The 18789-nt window shown below is 67.7% G+C and carries 17 protein-coding genes and 1 tRNA gene; 10 read left to right on the top strand and 8 right to left on the bottom strand.

From position 1 onward, the window contains the following. Positions 1-31 precede the first annotated feature (31 nt). Positions 32-742 carry an MgtC/SapB family protein gene (locus tag ACJH6J_RS13530; protein WP_163693127.1) on the top strand — a complete coding sequence of 237 codons (711 nt, stop codon included), beginning with the start codon at positions 32-34 and terminating at the stop codon, positions 740-742. Between the two features lie 42 nt (positions 743-784). On the opposite strand, the gene ACJH6J_RS13525 is transcribed toward ACJH6J_RS13530, so the two are convergent. The 4 genes from ACJH6J_RS13525 to ACJH6J_RS13510 all read right to left on the bottom strand — a co-directional run bounded on the left by ACJH6J_RS13525 (position 785) and on the right by ACJH6J_RS13510 (position 2517). Next, positions 785-859 (bottom strand) — tRNA-Val (locus ACJH6J_RS13525). Positions 860-900: 41 nt separating this feature from the next. After that, complete coding sequence (locus ACJH6J_RS13520) at positions 901-1356, bottom strand: peroxiredoxin (protein ID WP_138248534.1); 456 nt, start codon at positions 1354-1356, stop codon at positions 901-903. A gap of 148 nt (positions 1357-1504) precedes the next feature. Continuing rightward, positions 1505-1927: a DUF3052 domain-containing protein gene (locus ACJH6J_RS13515; protein WP_020104234.1), complete on the bottom strand. Its 423-nt coding sequence runs from the start codon at positions 1925-1927 to the stop codon at positions 1505-1507. Positions 1928-2034: 107 nt separating this feature from the next. Then, positions 2035-2517, bottom strand: a complete 483-nt coding sequence (locus ACJH6J_RS13510) for a hypothetical protein (RefSeq protein ID WP_406801308.1) — start codon at positions 2515-2517, stop codon at positions 2035-2037. Positions 2518-2726: 209 nt separating this feature from the next. Here ACJH6J_RS13510 and aceE point away from each other — a divergent pair, with 209 nt between their 5' ends. The 8 genes from aceE (at position 2727) to ACJH6J_RS13470 (ending at position 13123) form a co-directional block, all read left to right on the top strand. Further along, a complete protein-coding gene (aceE, locus tag ACJH6J_RS13505) occupies positions 2727-5516 on the top strand; it encodes a pyruvate dehydrogenase (acetyl-transferring), homodimeric type (protein WP_406801307.1) in 2790 nt (929 codons plus the stop codon). Positions 5517-5614: 98 nt separating this feature from the next. After that, a complete protein-coding gene (locus tag ACJH6J_RS13500) occupies positions 5615-6859 on the top strand; it encodes a PucR family transcriptional regulator (RefSeq protein WP_406801306.1) in 1245 nt (414 codons plus the stop codon). 198 nt (positions 6860-7057) lie between these two features. Then, positions 7058-7990, top strand: a complete 933-nt coding sequence (locus ACJH6J_RS13495; RefSeq protein ID WP_212814883.1) for an ACP S-malonyltransferase — start codon at positions 7058-7060, stop codon at positions 7988-7990. 92 nt (positions 7991-8082) lie between these two features. After that, complete coding sequence (gene acpM, locus ACJH6J_RS13490) at positions 8083-8376, top strand: meromycolate extension acyl carrier protein AcpM (protein WP_061006272.1); 294 nt, start codon at positions 8083-8085, stop codon at positions 8374-8376. After that, positions 8373-9623, top strand: a complete 1251-nt coding sequence (gene kasA, locus ACJH6J_RS13485) for a 3-oxoacyl-ACP synthase KasA (protein ID WP_212812164.1) — start codon at positions 8373-8375, stop codon at positions 9621-9623. Before acpM ends, kasA begins: the two co-directional genes overlap by 4 nt. Positions 9624-9645: 22 nt before the next feature. Next, entirely contained in the window at positions 9646-10914 is a 1269-nt protein-coding gene (kasB, locus tag ACJH6J_RS13480) for a 3-oxoacyl-ACP synthase KasB (RefSeq protein WP_212812165.1), read from the top strand. Positions 10915-10953: 39 nt separating this feature from the next. Then, positions 10954-12381 (top strand): acyl-CoA carboxylase subunit beta, encoded by a 1428-nt coding sequence (locus ACJH6J_RS13475; protein WP_212812166.1) that lies wholly within the window; start codon positions 10954-10956, stop codon positions 12379-12381. A gap of 97 nt (positions 12382-12478) precedes the next feature. Continuing rightward, positions 12479-13123, top strand: coding sequence for a dihydrofolate reductase family protein (locus tag ACJH6J_RS13470; protein WP_212812167.1), 645 nt, complete (start codon positions 12479-12481; stop codon positions 13121-13123). Between the two features lie 11 nt (positions 13124-13134). Here ACJH6J_RS13470 and ACJH6J_RS13465 read toward each other — a convergent pair whose 3' ends face one another. Beyond that, entirely contained in the window at positions 13135-13884 is a 750-nt protein-coding gene (locus tag ACJH6J_RS13465; RefSeq protein ID WP_212812168.1) for an SDR family oxidoreductase, read from the bottom strand. An 88-nt stretch (positions 13885-13972) separates the two neighbouring features. Between ACJH6J_RS13465 and ACJH6J_RS13460 the strand changes: the two genes are divergently transcribed. Then, positions 13973-14854 (top strand): LysR family transcriptional regulator, encoded by an 882-nt coding sequence (locus ACJH6J_RS13460; RefSeq protein WP_212812169.1) that lies wholly within the window; start codon positions 13973-13975, stop codon positions 14852-14854. Here the strand turns inward: ACJH6J_RS13460 and ACJH6J_RS13455 are convergent, their stop codons facing one another. From ACJH6J_RS13455 to ACJH6J_RS13445, 3 genes are all read right to left on the bottom strand, one after another. Further along, positions 14855-16135, bottom strand: a complete 1281-nt coding sequence (locus ACJH6J_RS13455; RefSeq protein ID WP_212812170.1) for an MFS transporter — start codon at positions 16133-16135, stop codon at positions 14855-14857. Between the two features lie 64 nt (positions 16136-16199). After that, entirely contained in the window at positions 16200-17399 is a 1200-nt protein-coding gene (locus tag ACJH6J_RS13450; RefSeq protein WP_212812171.1) for an acyl-CoA dehydrogenase family protein, read from the bottom strand. Between the two features lie 3 nt (positions 17400-17402). Next, positions 17403-18536 carry an LLM class flavin-dependent oxidoreductase gene (locus ACJH6J_RS13445; protein WP_212812172.1) on the bottom strand — a complete coding sequence of 378 codons (1134 nt, stop codon included), beginning with the start codon at positions 18534-18536 and terminating at the stop codon, positions 17403-17405. Between the last annotated feature and the right edge of the window lie 253 nt (positions 18537-18789).

Below are 18789 nucleotides of genomic sequence, written 5' to 3'. Positions count from 1 at the left end.
GGAATTCGAAAGCAACCGGAGCACAAGGGTGATCGACACACTGGATATCGCGCTGCGGATCGCCGCCGGCCTGGGGCTCGGCGCGGCGATCGGGCTGGAGCGTCAGTGGCGGTCCCGCAATGCCGGATTGCGCACGGCTGCACTGGTCAGCCTCGGGTCGACGCTGTTCGTCATCATGGGTGGCTACACCTTCGCGGGGGAACATGCCGATCCGACCCGGGTCGCCGCCCAGGTCGCGTCCGGCATCGGCTTCCTCGGCGCCGGCGTGATCATGCAGCAGGGCGCCACGATCTCCGGACTCAACACCGCGGCCACCCTGTGGGCCTCCGCCGCCATCGGCGCCCTGGCCGGCGGCGGACTGTTGATCCCCGCCGTGATCGGAAGCTGCGCGGTGATCGCCGCCAACATCTTCCTGCGGCCGGTGGGACGCACGCTGGACCGGCACCGCCGTCCGGGCGCCGAAGAGTCCTCTGCCGAATACCGGTTCGAGGTACGGTGCGCCACGACCGCCGAGCTGCACATCCGCAGCCTCATCTTCGACGCCATCTCGCACCCCAACCTCACGGTGCGCTCCATCTCCGCGGTCGATCTGCCCGACGACGAAGGGGTGCGCATCACGGCCACCGTCATCGCCGACGAACGCGACGACCACCGCATCGAGGCGGCCCTCGCCGATGTCATCAAGGCACCGGCCGTCACCGCGGTGCGCTGGAGCGCCGACGACATGAGCCCGGTCGACTAGACCGCACCCCGGCGGCCGACAAGGCCGCTACCAGGGGAAATTTGGTGGGCGCGGACGGTATCGAACCGCCGACCGCTGGTGTGTAAAACCAGAGCTCTACCACTGAGCTACGCGCCCCGCCTCGGGCACGCTACACGCCGATGGCGGCCAAGGGAAAATCAGTCGAGCGCGTTCAGCGCCGAAACCCAGACCGACTGGTCGCGCGCCTCGCCAGGCGATGTGCACTCCGCGAATCGCACGATGCCCTCCCGGTCGACGAGGAACGTGCCTCGGTCCGGGTACCCGGAAACCTCGTTGAAAACCCCATAGAGCTGGGCCACCGCGCCATGCGGCCAGAAGTCGCACAGGATCGGGAACTCGAAGCCCGATTCGCGCGCCCACACCTTGTGGGTGGCCGGCGGCCCGACCGAGATGGTCAGCGTTTCCACCGAGTCATTGCGGTACCGGGCCAGGTTGTCCTGAATCTCGCCGAGCTCCCCCGCACACACCGGGGTGAACGCCAGCGGGAAGAACACCAGCAACACGTTCCGGCCGCGTAACGCCGACAGCGTCACGGCGCGACCGTGCTGGTCTTTGAGCGTGAAGTCCGGTGCGACGGACCCGACGTCGATCATGACCGAACCCGCGAACGCAACGTGGTGGCGGAAAGCAGGCCGGTTTTCCGCCGTGTGGTTGCACTCGACGCGACGACGGCCCACCGACAACGGATTTGCCGCACAGAGGCGGCCGCACCGTCCAGCCGCGGCACAACAGCCAACCGCACTAGTGCCGGCCCGCGGCCTTCGACTTGGGCTGCACCAGGCGGCTGGCGATCCAGTCCCCGAGGTTGGCCGACGAGGTGACGACCAGCCCGGCGGTGGGCGCGGACTCGGCGATCTCGGCGGGCTGGACGTGGCCACCCTTGCCGGTTTTGGGAGTGACCACCCAGATGACGCCGTCATCGGCCAGCGGGGTGATCGCGTCCATCAAGCGGTCCACCAGGTCACCGTCATCATCGCGCCACCACAGCAGCACGACGTCCACCACTTCGTCGGAATCCTCGTCGAGAAGCTCTCCGCCGCAGGCATCTTCGATGTCAGCGCGGATGTCGTCGTCGGTGTCCTCGTCCCAGCCCAGCTCCTGGACGATCTGATCTTTGTGAATGCCCAGTCTCTGGGCGTAGTTCGGCGCGTCCGCCGCGGCCACCGGTGTCCTCCTCTAACCTGCCTGTTTGCAGCCTGTATGTGTGGAACCCAATAGTCGCATGCGACGACGATTCATTCGACGCAAGACACATCTTTGATGTGCGGGCGTTACTCGCACGCGGTCTCGGTGGCCGACTTGGCCTCATTGAACGAGTCGACCGCCGTGTTGAAATCCGAGGTCGACGCATTGGTGCTGATCGCCGTCGCCAACGACTGGGCCGCCGCCGACCAGCCGGCGAGCGCCGCCTTGAGGGTGTCCGACTGCACTGTCGTGGCGCTCTTGGTCACCGCGTCCGCGGCGTTGTGCAGCGCGTCGACCGCGGCCTGCAGCTTGGCGGCGTCGGTGCCACCGGCGTTCTCGGCGTCGACGTAGGCGTTCACGGCCTGCATCGCCGGTTTGCCGGTGTCGACGAACGTCTGGCACGCGGCCTCCGTCGCCGCCGCGGAGGCGCTCGACGAACTGGAACTGGCCGACGCAGCCGCGGACAGCGACACCGAGGTGCGGTATGCCGCGGCGCCCGGTTGGTCGACCGTCGAGCTGCCCTCGACGGACTTACTGCAGCCGACGAGCATCATGGCGGATACCGCCACGCCTCCGGATACCAAAGCGGCTGCGCGAAGCCGCGACACACTAGCCGCGCTGGTCATCATCAGCTGACCGTACAGGGTTGATGTGTCAATCGCGGGCATCCGAACGCGTACTCGCCGGTAGCCCACCCCAACGCCTAATCTGCGCAACGATGGGGGGACGATGGGCAGTGCCAAAAGCATCCCCAAAATCGAATACCAAGGAGTGGCAGTTGACCACTGAGTTCGTGCGCCAAGACCTGGCTCAAAACTCCAGTACCTCAGCCGAACCCGACCGGGTCCGGGTGATCCGTGATGGTGTCGCGTCGTACCTACCCGACATCGACCCAGACGAGACCGCCGAATGGCTGGAATCGTTCGACGACCTGTTGGGTCGGTCAGGGCCCGCGCGTGCCCGCTACCTGATGCTGCGGCTGTTGGAGCGCTCGCGGGAGATGCGCGTGTCCATCCCCGCGCTGACGTCCACCGACTACGTCAACACCATCCCCACCGACCTGGAGCCGTGGTTCCCCGGTGACGAAGAGGTCGAGCGCCGCTTCCGCCGCTGGATCCGCTGGAACGCCGCGATCATGGTGCACCGCGCCCAGCGGCCGGGAGTCGGTGTGGGCGGCCACATTTCGACGTACGCATCCTCGGCGTCGCTGTACGAGGTCGGCTTCAACCACTTCTTCCGCGGCAAGAACCACCCCGGCGGCGGCGACCAGATCTTCATCCAGGGCCACGCCTCCCCCGGCATCTACGCCCGCGCCTTCCTCGAGGGCCGGCTGTCTACCGACCAACTGGACGGCTTCCGGCAGGAGCACAGCCACGCCGGCGGCGGCCTGCCGTCGTACCCGCATCCCCGCCTGATGCCCGATTTCTGGGAATTCCCCACGGTGTCAATGGGTTTGGGCCCGATGAACGCCATCTACCAGGCGCGCTTCAACCACTACCTGCACGACCGCGGCCTCAAGGACACCAGCGATCAGCATGTGTGGGCCTTCCTCGGCGACGGCGAGATGGACGAGCCCGAGAGCCGTGGCCTGATCCAGGTCGCCGCCAACGAGGCGCTCGACAACCTGACGTTCGTCGTCAACTGCAACCTGCAGCGCCTGGACGGACCGGTCCGCGGTAACGGCAAGATCATCCAGGAGCTGGAGTCGTTCTTCCGCGGCGCCGGCTGGAACGTCATCAAGGTGGTGTGGGGCCGCGAATGGGACGCCCTGCTGCACGCCGACAAGGACGGCGCGCTGGTGAACCTGATGAACGTCACGCCCGACGGTGACTACCAGACCTACAAGGCCAACGACGGCGCGTACGTCCGCGACCACTTCTTCGGCCGGGACCCCCGCACCAAGGCACTGGTCGACCCCATGACCGACCAGGAGATCTGGAACCTCAAGCGCGGTGGCCACGACTACCGCAAGCTGTACGCCGCCTACCGTGCCGCGATGGAGCACAAGGGCCAGCCGACCGTGATCCTGGCCAAGACCATCAAGGGCTACACGCTGGGCAGCCACTTCGAGGGCCGCAACGCGACGCACCAGATGAAGAAGCTGGCGCTCGACGACCTCAAGAAGTTCCGCGACGCGACGCGGGTGCCGATCACCGACGCCCAGCTCGAAGAGAACCCGTACCTGCCGCCGTACTACCACCCGGGCTCCGAGTCGCCGGAAATCCGGTACATGCTCGACCGGCGCCGGGCGCTCGGCGGCTTCCTGCCGGAGCGGCGCACCAAGTCCAAGCCGCTGCCGCTGCCGGGCCGCGACGTCTACAAATCGCTCAAGAAGGGTTCGGGTAACCAGGCCGTCGCCACCACGATGGCGACGGTGCGCACCTTCAAAGAACTGTTGCGGGACAAGAACATCGGGCCACGCATTGTCCCGATCATTCCCGACGAGGCGCGCACGTTCGGCATGGACTCGTGGTTCCCGAGCCTGAAGATCTACAACCGCAACGGCCAGCTCTACACCGCCGTGGACGCCGATTTGATGTTGGCGTACAAGGAATCCGAAGTCGGCCAGATCCTGCACGAGGGCATCAACGAGGCCGGGTCGACGGCGTCGTTCACCGCGGTCGCGACGTCGTACGCCACGCACGACCTGCCGATGATCCCGATCTACATCTTCTATTCGATGTTCGGGTTCCAGCGCACCGGCGACGGGTTCTGGGCGGCGGCCGACCAGATGGGCCGCGGCTTCGTGCTGGGCGCCACGGCCGGACGCACGACGCTCACCGGCGAGGGCCTGCAGCACGCGGACGGTCACTCGCTGCTGCTGGCCTCCACCAACCCCGCGGTGGTGTCGTACGACCCGGCGTTCGCCTACGAGATCGCGTACATCATCGAGAGCGGCCTCGAGCGCATGTACGGCGAGAACTCCGAGAACGTCTACTTCTACATCACCATCTACAACGAGCCGTACGTCCAGCCGGCCGAGCCCGAGAACTTCGACCCCGAAGGCGTCCTGCGCGGCATGTACCGCTACCGCGTCGCGCCGGAGAAGCGCTCCAGCACGGCGCAGATCCTGGCGTCGGGCGTCTCGATGCCCGAGGCACTGCGGGCGGCGGACCTGCTGGCCGAGAACTGGGACGTAGCCGCCGACGTGTGGTCGGTGACCAGCTGGGGCGAGCTGAACCGCGACGGCGTGGACATCGACCGGCACGCGCTGCGCCACCCGGACCAGCAGGCCGGCGTGCCGTACGTGACCGCCCAGCTCGCGAAGACCGCGGGCCCCGTGGTCGCGGTATCCGACTGGATGCGCGCGGTGCCCGAGCAGATCCGCCCGTGGGTACCGAACACCTACGTCACGCTGGGCACGGACGGGTTCGGCTTCTCCGACACCCGCCCGGCGGCCCGCCGCTTCTTCAACACCGACGCGGAGTCGGTGGTGGTGGCGGTGCTGGAGGCCCTGGCTCGCGACGGCGAGATCGACCCGTCGGTGGCCGTCGCGGCCGCCAAGCAGTACCGGATCGACGACGTCTCGGCCGCCGAGGTGTCGTACGCCGACACCGGCAGCGCGTAGAGCCCGCGCACGCTGAGATGACGGTTTCTGTCAGAAACCGTCATCTCAGCGCGGCCGGATTGGCAGAAGTCTCCAGAAATCAGGCGTAGCTTTTAGTCATGCCCGACAACGCGACCAGCGGCAAGCGGTTCGTGCCGCCCAAGTCGACACTCGAAGTGCTCGAGAACGTCCCAGAGACGGTGCTGCGTCGCCTCAAGCAGTACTCCGGCACGTTGGCGACGCAGGCGGTGCACGCCCTCGAAGAACGGCTGCCATTCTTCGCCGAACTGGAGGCCTCGCAGCGGGCCAGCGTGCATCTGGTGGTGCAGACCGCGGTCGTCAACTTCGTCGAGTGGATGCGCGACCCCAACAGCGACGTCAGCTACACCGCGGAGGCCTTCGAGGTCGTGCCCCAGGACCTGCGGCGACGCATCGCGCTGCGGCAGTCGGTGGAGATGGTGCGGACCACCATGGAGTTCTTCGAGGAAGTGGTGCCGCTGCTGGCCCGCACCGAGGAACAGTTGACGGCATTGACCGCCGGCATCCTGCGCTACAGCCGCGACCTGGCCTTTGCCGCCGCCAGCGCATACGCCGACCAGGCCGAGGCCCGCGGCGCCTGGGACACCCGGATGGAGGCCAACGTCGTCGACGCCGTGGTGCGTGGCGACGTCGGCACCAGCCTGCAGTCGCAGGCGGCGGCACTGAACTGGGACGCCACCGCGCCCGCCACCGTCGTGGTGGGCTACCCGCAACCCGACCGCGCCGATCTGGCCAGCGAGGACGTCCACGACGTCGCCAGCCGCAACGGTCGCGTCGCCCTGTCCGACGTCCACGGCACCTGGCTGGTGGCCATCATCTCCGGACAGATCTCGCCCACCGATCGGTTCCTGGGCGAACTGATGGGCGTGTTCGCCGACGCCCCGGTGGTCATCGGCCCGACCGCCGCCACGCTGGCAGCCGCCCATTACAGCGCCACCGAAGCCATCTCCGGAATGAATGCGGTGAGCGGCTGGACGGGTGCACCGCGCCCCGTCGCCGCGCGCGAACTGCTGCCCGAACGCGCCCTGCTCGGGGACCGCACGGCCATCGCGGCCCTGGAACTCGAGGTCGTCCGGCCGCTGGCAGACGCGGGTCCGGCGCTGACAGAGACGCTCGACGCCTACCTCGACGCCGGCGGCGCCATAGAAGCGTGCGCCCGTAAATTGTTCGTTCATCCAAACACCGTCCGGTACCGGCTGCGCCGGATCGCGGACTTCACCGGCCGCGATCCGATGGTGCCCAGGGACGCCTATGTGCTCCGAGTGGCCTCGACAGTGGGTCGATTGAGCCGTACCCCCGCTCAAGCCAACCAGCAAACGGCCTGATCAGCACAGTTACAGCAAACCTACCCGCCGGTAGCTATCGACCCCCGACTGTGATCCACATCGCAGCCAGGTCTCGCCAACGTTGCATAACGTGCGTTTTTGTAGACATTCCACAAAACTTTAAGACCAGGTTCATAATCTCTTACACGGCATAAATCCCGCTTCACAGTGTTTTCTTAATCCGTGCCTCAAACACCTGTGCTTGCGCTGCTTGCCCCCGGGCAGGGATCTCAGACGCCCGGCATGCTCACCCCATGGTTGGAGCTGGCCGGTGCGGCTGACCGTCTGGCCACCTGGTCGGAGATCAGCGGTCTCGATCTCGCCCAGCTGGGCACCACGGCGACCGCCGAGGAGATCACCGACACCGCGGTGACCCAGCCGCTGGTCGTCGCGGCCACGCTGCTCGCACACGAAGAGCTGACCAAGCGCGGCCTCCTGGCCGGTGCCACCACGATCGTGGCCGGCCACTCGGTCGGCGAGATCGCCGCCTACGCCATCGCGGGCGTCATCTCCGCCGACGAGGCCATCAAGCTCGCCGCCACCCGCGGCGCCGAGATGGCCAAGGCCTGCGCCCTGGAGCCCACCGGCATGGCCGCGGTGCTCGGTGGCGACGAGGCCGAGGTGCTCGCACGTCTGGAAGCCCTGGAACTGGTCCCGGCCAACCGCAACGCGGCGGGTCAGATCGTCGCGGCCGGTGCCGTCTCGGCGCTGGAGAAGCTGGCCGAGGATCCGCCGGCCAAGGCCCGCGTCCGTGTCCTGGCCACCGCCGGCGCCTTCCACACGCACTTCATGGGCTCGGCGCAGGAGCCGTACGCGGCTGCCGCGGCGACCGTCACCCCCAGCGAGCCGACCACCACGCTGCTGTCCAACGCCGACGGCCAGCCGGTCGCCGACGCCGCGGACGCCATGGCCAAGCTGGTCGCCCAGATGACCCGCCCGGTCCGCTGGGACCTGTGCTCGGAAACGATGCGGAAGCGCTTCAGTGCCGCACAGGAAGGCCAGGAAGTGACCGGCATCATCGAGTTCCCCCCGGCGGGCACCCTCACCGGTATCGCCAAGCGCGAAGTCAAGGGCGTGCCCACCTTCGCCATCAAGACCCCCGCAGATTTGGACGGACTCACCGAGTTCTGACAGGGCTGTAGGCCTGAAAAGCAACCAACCCGAATCAACCGACCCGGCACACCAAATCCGGTGTGCCGACACAACAAAAAGAAGGAGCCATCGTGGCTGCCAGTCAAGAAGAAATCATCGCCGGCCTCGCCGAGATCATCGAAGAGGTCACCGGCATCGAGCCGTCTGAGGTGACCCCCGAGAAGTCCTTCGTCGACGACCTGGACATCGACTCGCTGTCGATGGTCGAGATCGCCGTCCAGACCGAGGACAAGTACGGCGTGAAGATCCCGGACGAGGACCTGGCCGGCCTGCGCACCGTTGGTGACGTCGTCGCCTACATCCAGAAGCTCGAGGAAGAGAACCCCGAGGCTGCTGCCGCGCTGCGCGATAAGTTCAGCAAGTGACCAGGCCTTCCACGGCTAACGGAGGCTTCCCGAACGTCGTGGTGACCGCCGTGGAGGCAACCACGGCGCTCGCTGCTGACATCGAGAGCACGTGGAAGGGCCTCCTGGCAGGCGAAAGCGGCATCCGTGAGTTGACCGACGATTTCGTCACCAAGTGGGACCTTCCGGTGCGTATCGGTGGCCACCTGGTCGACGATCTCGAGGCCGAGCTCACCCGCGTCGAACTGCGCCGTAACTCGTACGTGCAGCGCATGTCGCTCGTGCTGGCGCGACGGTTGTGGAAGAACGCGGGTGCGCCCGAGGTCGATCCCGACCGTTTCGCCGTCGTGATCGGCACGGGTCTCGGTGGCGGCGAGAAGATCGTCGAAACCTACGACGCCATGAACGAGGGCGGCATCCGCAAGGTCAGCCCGCTCGCCGTTCAGATGATCATGCCCAACGGCGCGGCTGCGGTCGCCGGCTTGGAGCTGGGCGCCCGCGCCGGGGTCATCACCCCGGTGTCGGCGTGCTCGTCGGGTTCTGAGGCCATCGCCCACGGCTGGCGTCAGATCGTCATGGGCGACGCGGACTTCGCCGTCGTCGGTGGCGTGGAAGGCGGCATCGAGGCACTGCCCATCGCGGCGTTCTCGATGATGCGCGCCATGTCGACCCGCAACGACGATCCCGCGGGTGCGTCGCGGCCGTTCGACAAGGATCGTGACGGCTTCGTGTTCGGTGAAGCCGGCGCGATGATGATCATCGAGACCGAAGAGCACGCGCTGGCGCGTGGCGCCAAGCCGATCGCCCGCCTGCTGGGTGCCGGTATCACCTCGGACGCGTTCCACATGGTGGCCCCGGCAGACGGCGGCGTGCGCGCCGGTGCCGCGATGAAGCGTGCACTGGAGACCGCGGGGCTGGACGCCAAGGACATCGACCACGTCAATGCCCACGGCACTGCCACCCCGATCGGTGACACCGCCGAGGCCAATGCCATCCGCGTCGCCGGATGTCAGAACGCCGCGGTGTACGCGCCGAAGTCGGCGCTCGGCCACTCCATCGGTGCGGTCGGTGCGCTGGAGTCCGTGTTGACGGTGCTCGCGTTGCGCGACGGGGTCATCCCCCCGACGCTCAACTACGAGACGCCGGATCCCGCCATCGATCTCGATGTTGTTGCGGGCGAGCCTCGTTATGGCGACTACAAGTACGCCATCAACAACTCGTTCGGGTTCGGTGGACACAATGTCGCCCTGGCCTTTGGGCGTTATTAAGTCGAAGGGACATTGAGCAGTAATGGCAGGGGTAACCGCACAGAGGTTGTCAACGGGGAATGGTCTCCCCAATGTGGTCGTCACTGGTGTAGCCATGACGACTGCCCTGGCGACCGATGCCGAAACCACGTGGCAGAAGCTCCTTGACGGGCAGAGCGGGATCCGTCTTCTCGAAGATGACTTCATCGAGAAGTACGACCTTCCCGTCCGTATCGGTGGGCATCTGCACGAGGATTTCGACAGTGAACTGACGCGCGTCGAACTGCGTCGGCTGTCATATCTGCAGAAAATGTCGACGGTCATCGGCCGGCGAGTCTGGGAAAACGCAGGCTCGCCGGACGTTGACCCCCGACGACTGATGGTGTCGATCGGCACCGGCCTCGGCTCGACCGAGGAACTGGTCTTCGCCTACGACGGCATGCGCGAGCGCGGCCTGCGAGCGGTTTCGCCGCTGGTCGTGCAGATGTACATGCCCAACGGGGCGGCGGCCGCTGTCGGACTGGAGCGCAAGGCCAAGGCCGGGGTGTCCACCCTGATCTCGGCCTGCGCGTCCGGGTCCGAAGCCATCGCCAACGCCTGGCGCCAGCTGGTGCTGGGCGAGGCCGACGTCGCCATCACCGGCGGTGTCGAAACCAAGATCGAGGCAGTGCCGATCGCCGGGTTCGCCCAGATGCGCATCGTGCTGTCCAACACCAACGACAACCCGGCCGGTGCCTGCCGCCCGTTCGACCGCGACCGCAACGGCTTCGTGTTCGGCGAGGGTGGCGCCATGCTGGTGCTCGAGACCGAGGAACACGCCAAGGCCCGCGGCGCCAACATTCTGGCCCGCCTGATGGGCGCGAGCGTCACCTCGGACGGCTACCACATCGTGGCGCCGGACCCCAACGGTGAGCAGGCCGGCTACGCCATGACCCGGGCCATCGAACTGGCCGGGCTCGTGCCGTCCGACATCGACCACGTCAACGCGCACGCGACCGGCACCAGCGTCGGTGACGTCGCCGAGGGCGTGGCCATCAACAACGCCATGAAGGGCCACCGGCCGGCGGTGTACGCCCCCAAGTCGGCGCTGGGCCACTCGGTGGGTGCAGTTGGTGCGGTGGAGTCCATCCTCACCGTGCTCGCGCTGCGCGACGGCGTAATTCCGCCCACACTGAACCTGGACAACCTGGATCCGGAGATCGATCTGGATGTGGTCTCCAAGGCTCCGCGGCAGGGCGACTACAAGTACGCGATCAACAACTCGTTCGGGTTCGGCGGACACAACGTCGCACTCGCATTCGGCCGGTACTGAGCGACGAAGCGCATACCGCGAGATCAAGGAGATTAGAGAATGACGACCCTGGCACCTGAGGCGACGGCCGCCGAATCACTTGATCCTCGCGACCCGCTGCTGCGGCTCTCGACCTTCTTCGACCCGGGCAGCGTCAAGCCGCTGCACGAGCGCGACAAGTCGGGCGTCCTGGCCGCCTCCGGCACCGTCAACGGCGTGCACACCATCGCGTTCGCCACCGACGGCACCGTCATGGGTGGTGCCATGGGCGTTGACGGCTGCGCGCACATCGTCCGCGCCTACGACACCGCCATCGACGAGCAGGCCCCCATCGTGGGCATCTGGCACTCCGGTGGCGCCCGCCTCGCCGAGGGTGTGCGCGCGCTGCACGCGGTCGGCCAGGTCTTCGAGGCCATGATCCGGGCCTCGGGCTACATCCCGCAGATTTCGCTGGTAGTCGGCTTCGCCGCCGGTGGTGCCGCCTACGGCCCCGCCCTGACCGACGTCATCGTCATGGCCCCCGAGGGCCGCGTCTTCGTCACCGGCCCGGACGTCGTCCGCAGCGTCACCGGTGAGGACGTCGACATGGTCTCGCTCGGTGGCCCCGACACCCACCACAAGAAGTCCGGCGTGTGCCACATCGTCGCCGACGACGAACTCGACTGCTACGAGCGCGGCCGTCGCCTGGTCGGCCTGTTCAGCCAGCAGGGCCACTTCGACCGCACCAAGGCCGAGGCCGGCGACACCGACATCAAGGCCCTCATGCCCGAGTCGGCGCGTCGCGCGTACGACGTGCACCCGATCGTCGAGGCCCTGCTCGACGAGGGCGTGCCGTTCGAAGAGTTCCAGTCCAAGTGGGCGCCGTCCATCGTGGTCGGCCTGGGCCGCCTCGCCGGTCGCTCCGTCGGCGTCATCGCCAACAACCCGCTGCGTCTGGGCGGCTGCCTGAACTCCGAAAGCGCCGAGAAGGCAGCACGTTTCGTGCGGCTGTGCGACGCCTTCGGCATCCCGCTGATCGTTCTGGTCGACGTCCCCGGCTACCTGCCCGGTGTCGACCAGGAGTGGGGCGGCGTCGTGCGCCGTGGCGCCAAGCTGCTGCACGCGTTCGGTGAGGCCGTCGTCCCCCGCGTCACGCTGGTGACCCGCAAGATCTACGGCGGCGCGTACATCGCCATGAACTCGCGGTCGCTGGGCGCGACGAAGGTGTTCGCCTGGCCGGACGCCGAGGTCGCCGTCATGGGCGCCAAGGCCGCCGTCGGCATCCTGCACAAGCGCAAGCTGGCCGCCGTCGAGGACGCCGCCGAGCGTGAGGCCCTGCACGAGGAACTGGCCCTCGAGCACGAGAAGATCGCCGGTGGCGTCGACTCGGCCATCGAGATCGGCGTCGTCGACGAGAAGATCGACCCGGCCCACACCCGGTCCAAGATCACCCAGGCCCTCGCCGAGGCCCCGGCCCGCCGCGGTCGCCACAAGAACATCGCGCTGTAATCACGCGACAAACCACAAAACTGCCCCTCTCCTTAGGACGAGGGGCAGTTTTGTTTGTCCGCGATGAATTTCGCCAACCCCGGAGGTCAACACGCACATGACGCAACTGGTGAAAGTGCAGAACTTCAACGTCTCGGCGGACGGCTTCGGTGCCGGTGTCGGGCAGAGTTTCGAGCGGCCCTTCGGCCACGCCGACCCGGGCACCATGTTCGCCTGGGCCGGCGCCACCGCCAGCTGGCCCAACCGCACCGATCCGGGCGGCACCCGCGGCCTTGACGACCACCTCGTGCGCGACTTCCACCACAACATCGGCGCCGAGATCATGGGCGCGGGCAAGTTCAGCCCCTACCGCGGGCCGGCGCGGCTCGACTGGCAGGGCTGGTGGGGCGACGAACCGCCGTTCCACACCCCGGTTTTCGTGATGACGCACCACCTGCGGCCGTCGTTCACGTTGTCGGACACCACATTCCACTTCGTCGACGCGACCCCCGCCGAGGTGCTGGAACTGGCCCGAGAGGCCGCGCAGGGCAAGGACATTCGCATCGGCGGCGGGGCCACGACGGTCCGGGAGTTCCTCGACGCCGACCTGATCGACACCCTGCACATCGTGGTGTCCCCCACCGTGACGCTCGGCGAGGGCTCACGACTCTGGGAGTCCCCCGACGAGCTGCTCGACCGGTACCACTGCGACGTGGTGCCCAGCTCCAGCGGCGTCATCCACCACTTGTTCTGGCGCCGCTGAGCTTTCGGCCACTACCGCGTGGTGTAGCCGCCGTTGGCGAAGATGGTCTGGCCGGTGATCCAGTGGCCCTCGTCGGTGAGGAACACGACCAGCGGGGCGATGTCCTCGATGAGGGTCAGCCGGCCGCCCATCGCCTGCGACTTGTGGAACGCCACGCGCTCCGGGGTCTCCTGGCCGTAGAAGAACGGCGTGTCCATGGGCCCCGGACCCACGTTGTTGACGTTGATCCCGCGCGCCGCGAACTCTTTCGCGGCGGCGCGGGTGAAGTGCTCGACGGGGCTCTTGGCGCCGGCGTAGGTGCTGTAACCGTCGGTGAACGCCGCCAGCAGCGCCGTCACGATGGTGATCACCGATCCGCCGTCGTTGAGCCGGCGGCCCGCCTGCTGCAGGAAGAAGTACGCGGCCTTGGCGTTGATGTCGAACATCGAATCGTATTCGGCCTCAGTGGTTTCCACGATCGGCTTCCGCAGCACCTTGCCGACGGTGTTGATCGCGATGTCGACACCGCCGAACGCCTCGACAGCCGCGTCGAACAGCTTCTCCACGTTGCCGGGAACGGTCAGGTCGCCCTGAACCTTGATGGCCTTGGCGCCGGCGGACTCGATGGCGGCAACGGTCTGATCGGCGTCGGCCTCGGTGGCCGCGCTGTTGTAGTGCACCGCGACGTTGACGCCGCGGGCACCGAGGGTGGTGCTGATCAGGCCGCCCAGGTTCTTGGCTCCGGCGGCGACGACTGCTGTTTTACCTTCGAGATTGCTCATGTGGCCCACGCTAGCCACGGCGGACCACAATTAGAAACGAAACTTTTCTACCTATCCACAAGCAATGGTTGTAGTTAGGGTGGTCGGCATGACCAGGCCGTATCCCGATCTGCGCCGGCTGCAGCACTTCCTCGCGGTCGCCGACGCGGGCGGCTTCACCCGCGCCGCCGACCAGCTGCACCTGAGCCAGCAGGCGCTCAGCAGCTCGATCCGCCAGCTCGAAAAAGAGCTGGGCGCAACGCTTTTCGACCGGGACGGCCGCCGGGTCACCTTGACGCCGGCAGGCCGGCAGCTGCACAGCGATGCGCGCACCCTCCTGGCCGCCGCCCACACCGTCACCGACCACGTGCAGCGCGCGGCCAGCGCCGCACGGGAGAACTACGTCGTCGGCCACACGCCGGCGCTCGAGAGCGTCGAGGTGTACGCACTGCTGGAGCCGGTGATCGACGCCTACCACGACGTGTCCTTCACGTTCCGCCAGATGTTTCCGGATCAGCTGTCCCCCGCGCTGCTCGACGGCTCGATCCAGCTCGCCCTGCGCCGCGGCGTGGTGCCGGACCGCGACCTCGCCACCGCGGTGCTGGGCTATCACGCGGTGCGCGTGGCGGTGCTGAGTTCGCACCCCTTGGCGGGGCGCGACGCCGTCGACCTCACCGACCTGACCGACGAACGCATCGCACTCTGGGCACCGCCCGGCGCGTCGTACTACAGCGACCTGCTGCTCGGCGCCTGCCGCCGCGCCGGATTCGAGCCGGACTATGTCGTGAGTCGCGTACAGGGCGCGGCCACCGTGGCCGCGCCGTTGACGACGGGCGCGGTGGCGTTCGTCACGCATCCGGTGGGGCCGGTGCTGGACGGGCGGGTCACGGTCGTCGACCTCCAGCCGCCGCTGCTGCTGCCGGTGCAGGCCATGTGGCAGCGGCACACGCGCTCGCCGATCCGTGACCTGCTGCTCGCCCAGCAGGCGTAGTCAGGCGCGCGCCAGCAGCGCCTCGTCGGCAAGGTCGTCCAACTCCTTGCCCTTGGTCTCTGGCCCGAACAGATAACCGATCACGGTCAGGAGCCAGATGGCGGACAGCGCCAGATAGGGCGTCTGCACGCCGTAATGACCGATGGCCCAGCCGACGACGGTCGGCGCGGCGATCGACACGATGCGGCCGCCACCGACGGCGACACCAAAGCCGGTGCCGCGCAGCACGGTTGGGAACAGCTCGGAGATGTACGCGTCCCCGACGCCCCAGAGCCAGCCGAGGGTGGCGATGGAGATGGCACCGTAGACCTGGTATTCGGCAAGCGAATCCGACGTGGCCGCCAAGATCGCCGAACCGGCCTCGATGACGGCGCCCAGGATCGCCGAGGGCCGGCGGCCGAAGCGGTCGGCCAACGCGGTGCCGATGAAGACGAAGACGACCTGCAGCAGGAAGAACACCAGGGCGTAGCGAATCGCATCGGTGGTGGACGCGTGGAATCTCTTGACGATGTAGGTGGTCAGGAACAGCGTCGAGCCCCAGTAGCCGACCGCATTGGCGGTGTAGATCAGCCAGCCCACGACCAGCCGCCGCCGTACGCCAGGTAGCTGCCACAGCTTCGCTCGCGGAATGCCGTCGCGCTTCCGTGTCTCGTTGACCTCGGTGTAGCGCGGTGATTCCGTGATGCCCTGGCGGACAAGGAACAGGATGATGGCCGGGACGATCGCCACGATGAACGACGCCTGCCAGCCGAACCGCGGCACCAGCACCAGCGCGACGGCGGCCGCGAGGACGTAACCGAGCGAGAACAACGAGAAGATCACGCCGCCCACCCCGATCGCGCGGGTCTTGGTCGGCCACACCTCGGCGGTATAGGGGGCGCCCACCGCCAGCTCGCCGGCACCGCCCACACCGGTGAGGAAGCGCAGGCCGGTGAACGCGGCCAGATTGGTGGTGATGCCCGCCAGTGCCGTGGTGATGCCGTAGAGCAGGATCGACGCACCGAGCGTGGTCTTGCGGCCCCACCGGTCGGCGGCGATACCGAAACCGATGGTGCCGATGGTGTAGCCGACCAGGAAGATCGACCCGATGTACCCGGCCTGGGCCTCGGTGATCTGCAGGGTCTTCTTGATCTCGGGCAGGACCAGGCCGTAGATGTTCACGGCGTAGGAGTCGAAGCCGTACCCCAGCCCCGCCGTCACCGCCACAAACAACGCCGGTTTGAACGGCTGCGACTTCCGCGGGGGCGAATCGACCTGTGTCTCTTCCAGATTCGCGGACATCTGTCGACGGTATCGGGCACCGGACGGCGTCCGAAGATTCAGAATCGCCCGGATCGCAAGTGGTTCAGATCTGCCCGTGATTGGGCGGCGCGACACCGGAGAGCTCCCACGCGCCGATGTGGTGGTACTTCCAGTCGACGGGGTCGTGCACGCTGTGGGTCCGCGCATTGCGCCAGTGCCGGTCGAGGTCGTGGCGGCGGTCGGTGCCGCTCGCGCCGGTCAACGCGAACAGCTGACTGGCGACGTCGACGGCCACGTCACTGGCGAAGGCCTTGGCCTGCGCAACCGCAATCGAGCCGTGCGCGGCGGCGTCGGGATCGGCGACATCGAGCCCGATGTCTTCGAGTTCGCCTGCGGCCCAACGTAACAGCTGGGTCGACGCGCGCGTCCGGGTGGCGAGCTGACCGAACCGCAGCAGGATGTGCGGATCGTCGCTCGCGGCCTTGGCGCCGCCGTAGCGCACCGCCTCGAAGAACGGCCGGCTGCGGGTGCGGACGAACTCGGCGGCATCGGCCAGGGCACCCTCGGCGATGCCGGCTTCGATGGCGGTGTGCACCAGCTGCGCGCGGGCACCGAGCAGTTGCGGCTTCTCGAATGCCGACCAGTAGGGCACCACCAGATCGCTGTCGACGGCGACGCCGTCGAGCGTGGTGGTGCCACTCACGGTCGAGCGCTGCCCCATGGCGGCCCAGTCCTCGTCGATCGACACCCCGGGGGCGTCACGTTCGACGAAGGCCAGCACGAGACGGTCGGCGGGATCGAGCGCGCTGACCGCCAGCCACCGCGACGTGATGGCACCGGTGCAGTAGTACTTGGTGCCGTCGAGTCGCCACCGCGCACCGTCCTTGACCAGGCGCGTCTTGAGGTCCTGGGCATGGTGACCGCCGCGCTCGGCGAGCACCGGGGCGATGCGCGCGCCGTCGACGACAGCCGGCAGGATTCGGGCCCGCTGCAGTGGTGTGCCGAGCAGGCGCAGGATGTCCACCGCCAGGTAGTGACCCTGCGGCGTCTGCGCCAGCGCGGGATCCGCGGCCGCGACGATCCTGATGACCTCGGCCAGCGTACGCGGCCCGAGCCCGTCTCCCCCGTCGTCGATCGGCACCGTGACGGCCGGCAGGCCCAGCTTGTCGAACTCGGCCACTTCGGCGCGGGGTACCGCACCGGCCCGATCACGTTCTGCCGCACCGGGCTTCACCGATGCCGCGAACTCTTCCGCGACGGCGACGACTTCGGCGTGGCTCCGGGGAGCCCGGGTGCGGGCCATGTCTCAGGAGTGCCGATCAGCGAGCAGGCCGCGCTCCGCCAGGATCGGGATGACGCCCTCGCCGAAGCTGAAGGCCTCTTCCAGATGCGGATACCCGGACAGGATGAACTCGTCGAGGCCCAGCTCGTGGTACTCGGCGATGCGGTCGGCGACCTGCTCATGACTGCCGACCAGTGCGGTGCCGGCGCCACCACGGACCAGACCGATACCGGCCCACAGGTTGGGCGAGACCTCCAGGTTGTCGGTCCGACCGCCGTGGAGGGCCGACATCCGGCGTTGCCCCTCGGACTGCGAGCTGCGCTGCACCTGCTGGGCGCGCTTGATGCTCTCGGGATCGAGGCCCGCGAGCAGTTTGTCGGCCTGCGCCCACGCCTCCTCTTCCGTGGGGCGGCTGATGACGTGCAGCCGAATCCCGAACCGCAGTTCCCCGGCAGCGCGCCGCGCTCGGCCCAGGTTCTTGACCTGGTGACGCACGGCGTCGAGCTTCTCGGCGACCTGAGCGGGCGGCTCACCCCAGGTCAGATACACGTCGGCGTGTTCGGCGGCCACTTCCAGCGCTTCGGCCGACGAGCCGCCCAGGTAGATGTCCGGCCAGGTCTCGGCCGGGATGATCGTCGCGTTCTCCACGGACAGGTGCTTGCCGGTGAAGGTGACCGGCTCGCCGGACCACAGCTGCCGGAAGATCGTGAGGAACTCGGCGGCCCGCTCGTAGCGCTCCGACTTGCCGAGGTAGTCGCCGAAGCGGCGCTGCTCGATGTCATCACCACCGGTGACGACGTTGAGCAGCAATCGGTTTCGCGAGATGCGCTGGTAGGTGGCGGCGGCCTGGGCGACCAGGGTCGGCGCCTGCAGCCCCGGCCGGAAGGCCACGAGGTACTTGAAGTGTTCGGTCCGCTGGGTCAGCGCTGCCGTGAACACCCAGGCGTCCTCACACCAGCTGCTGGTGGGGGTCAGCGCGCCGGTGAACCCGAGTTTCTCCGCGGCGCCGGCCACCAGGCTGAGGTAGTCGAGGTCGGGAGCCCGATCCGCGCCGAAGGCGTCGGCCCGGCTGCCTGCGCCACCGACCGCGTTGCCGAGACTCAGGTCGGTGCGCGAGTCACCGTTGGTCGGCAGGAACCAGTGCAATGTGATTGCCATCGGTCTACCGCGAGAACTCGACGCGACTGCCGTTGCGAGTGGTCGTGGTCAGAACAGGCATTTCTCAACTCCCGGGAACGTGATGCCACCACAAGAGAAGAGCAGTGGCGAATGCAGACTTCTCTCCGGAATCTAGAGCCAAGCGCCGTCACCGGGAACTGCCGTTGACTCCGATCCCGGTGCCGCGACAGGCGTGACCACCGGACGTGGCTGCGATTCCGTCAGAATCATGCTGATTCCAACACGGGTCTTG

Source organism: Mycobacterium sp. SMC-18, from assembly GCF_045310895.1.
Classification (GTDB): domain Bacteria; phylum Actinomycetota; class Actinomycetes; order Mycobacteriales; family Mycobacteriaceae; genus Mycobacterium.
The sequence above is the reverse complement of the archived record's forward strand: the minus strand, read 5'-3'. Positions and strand labels throughout refer to the sequence as shown.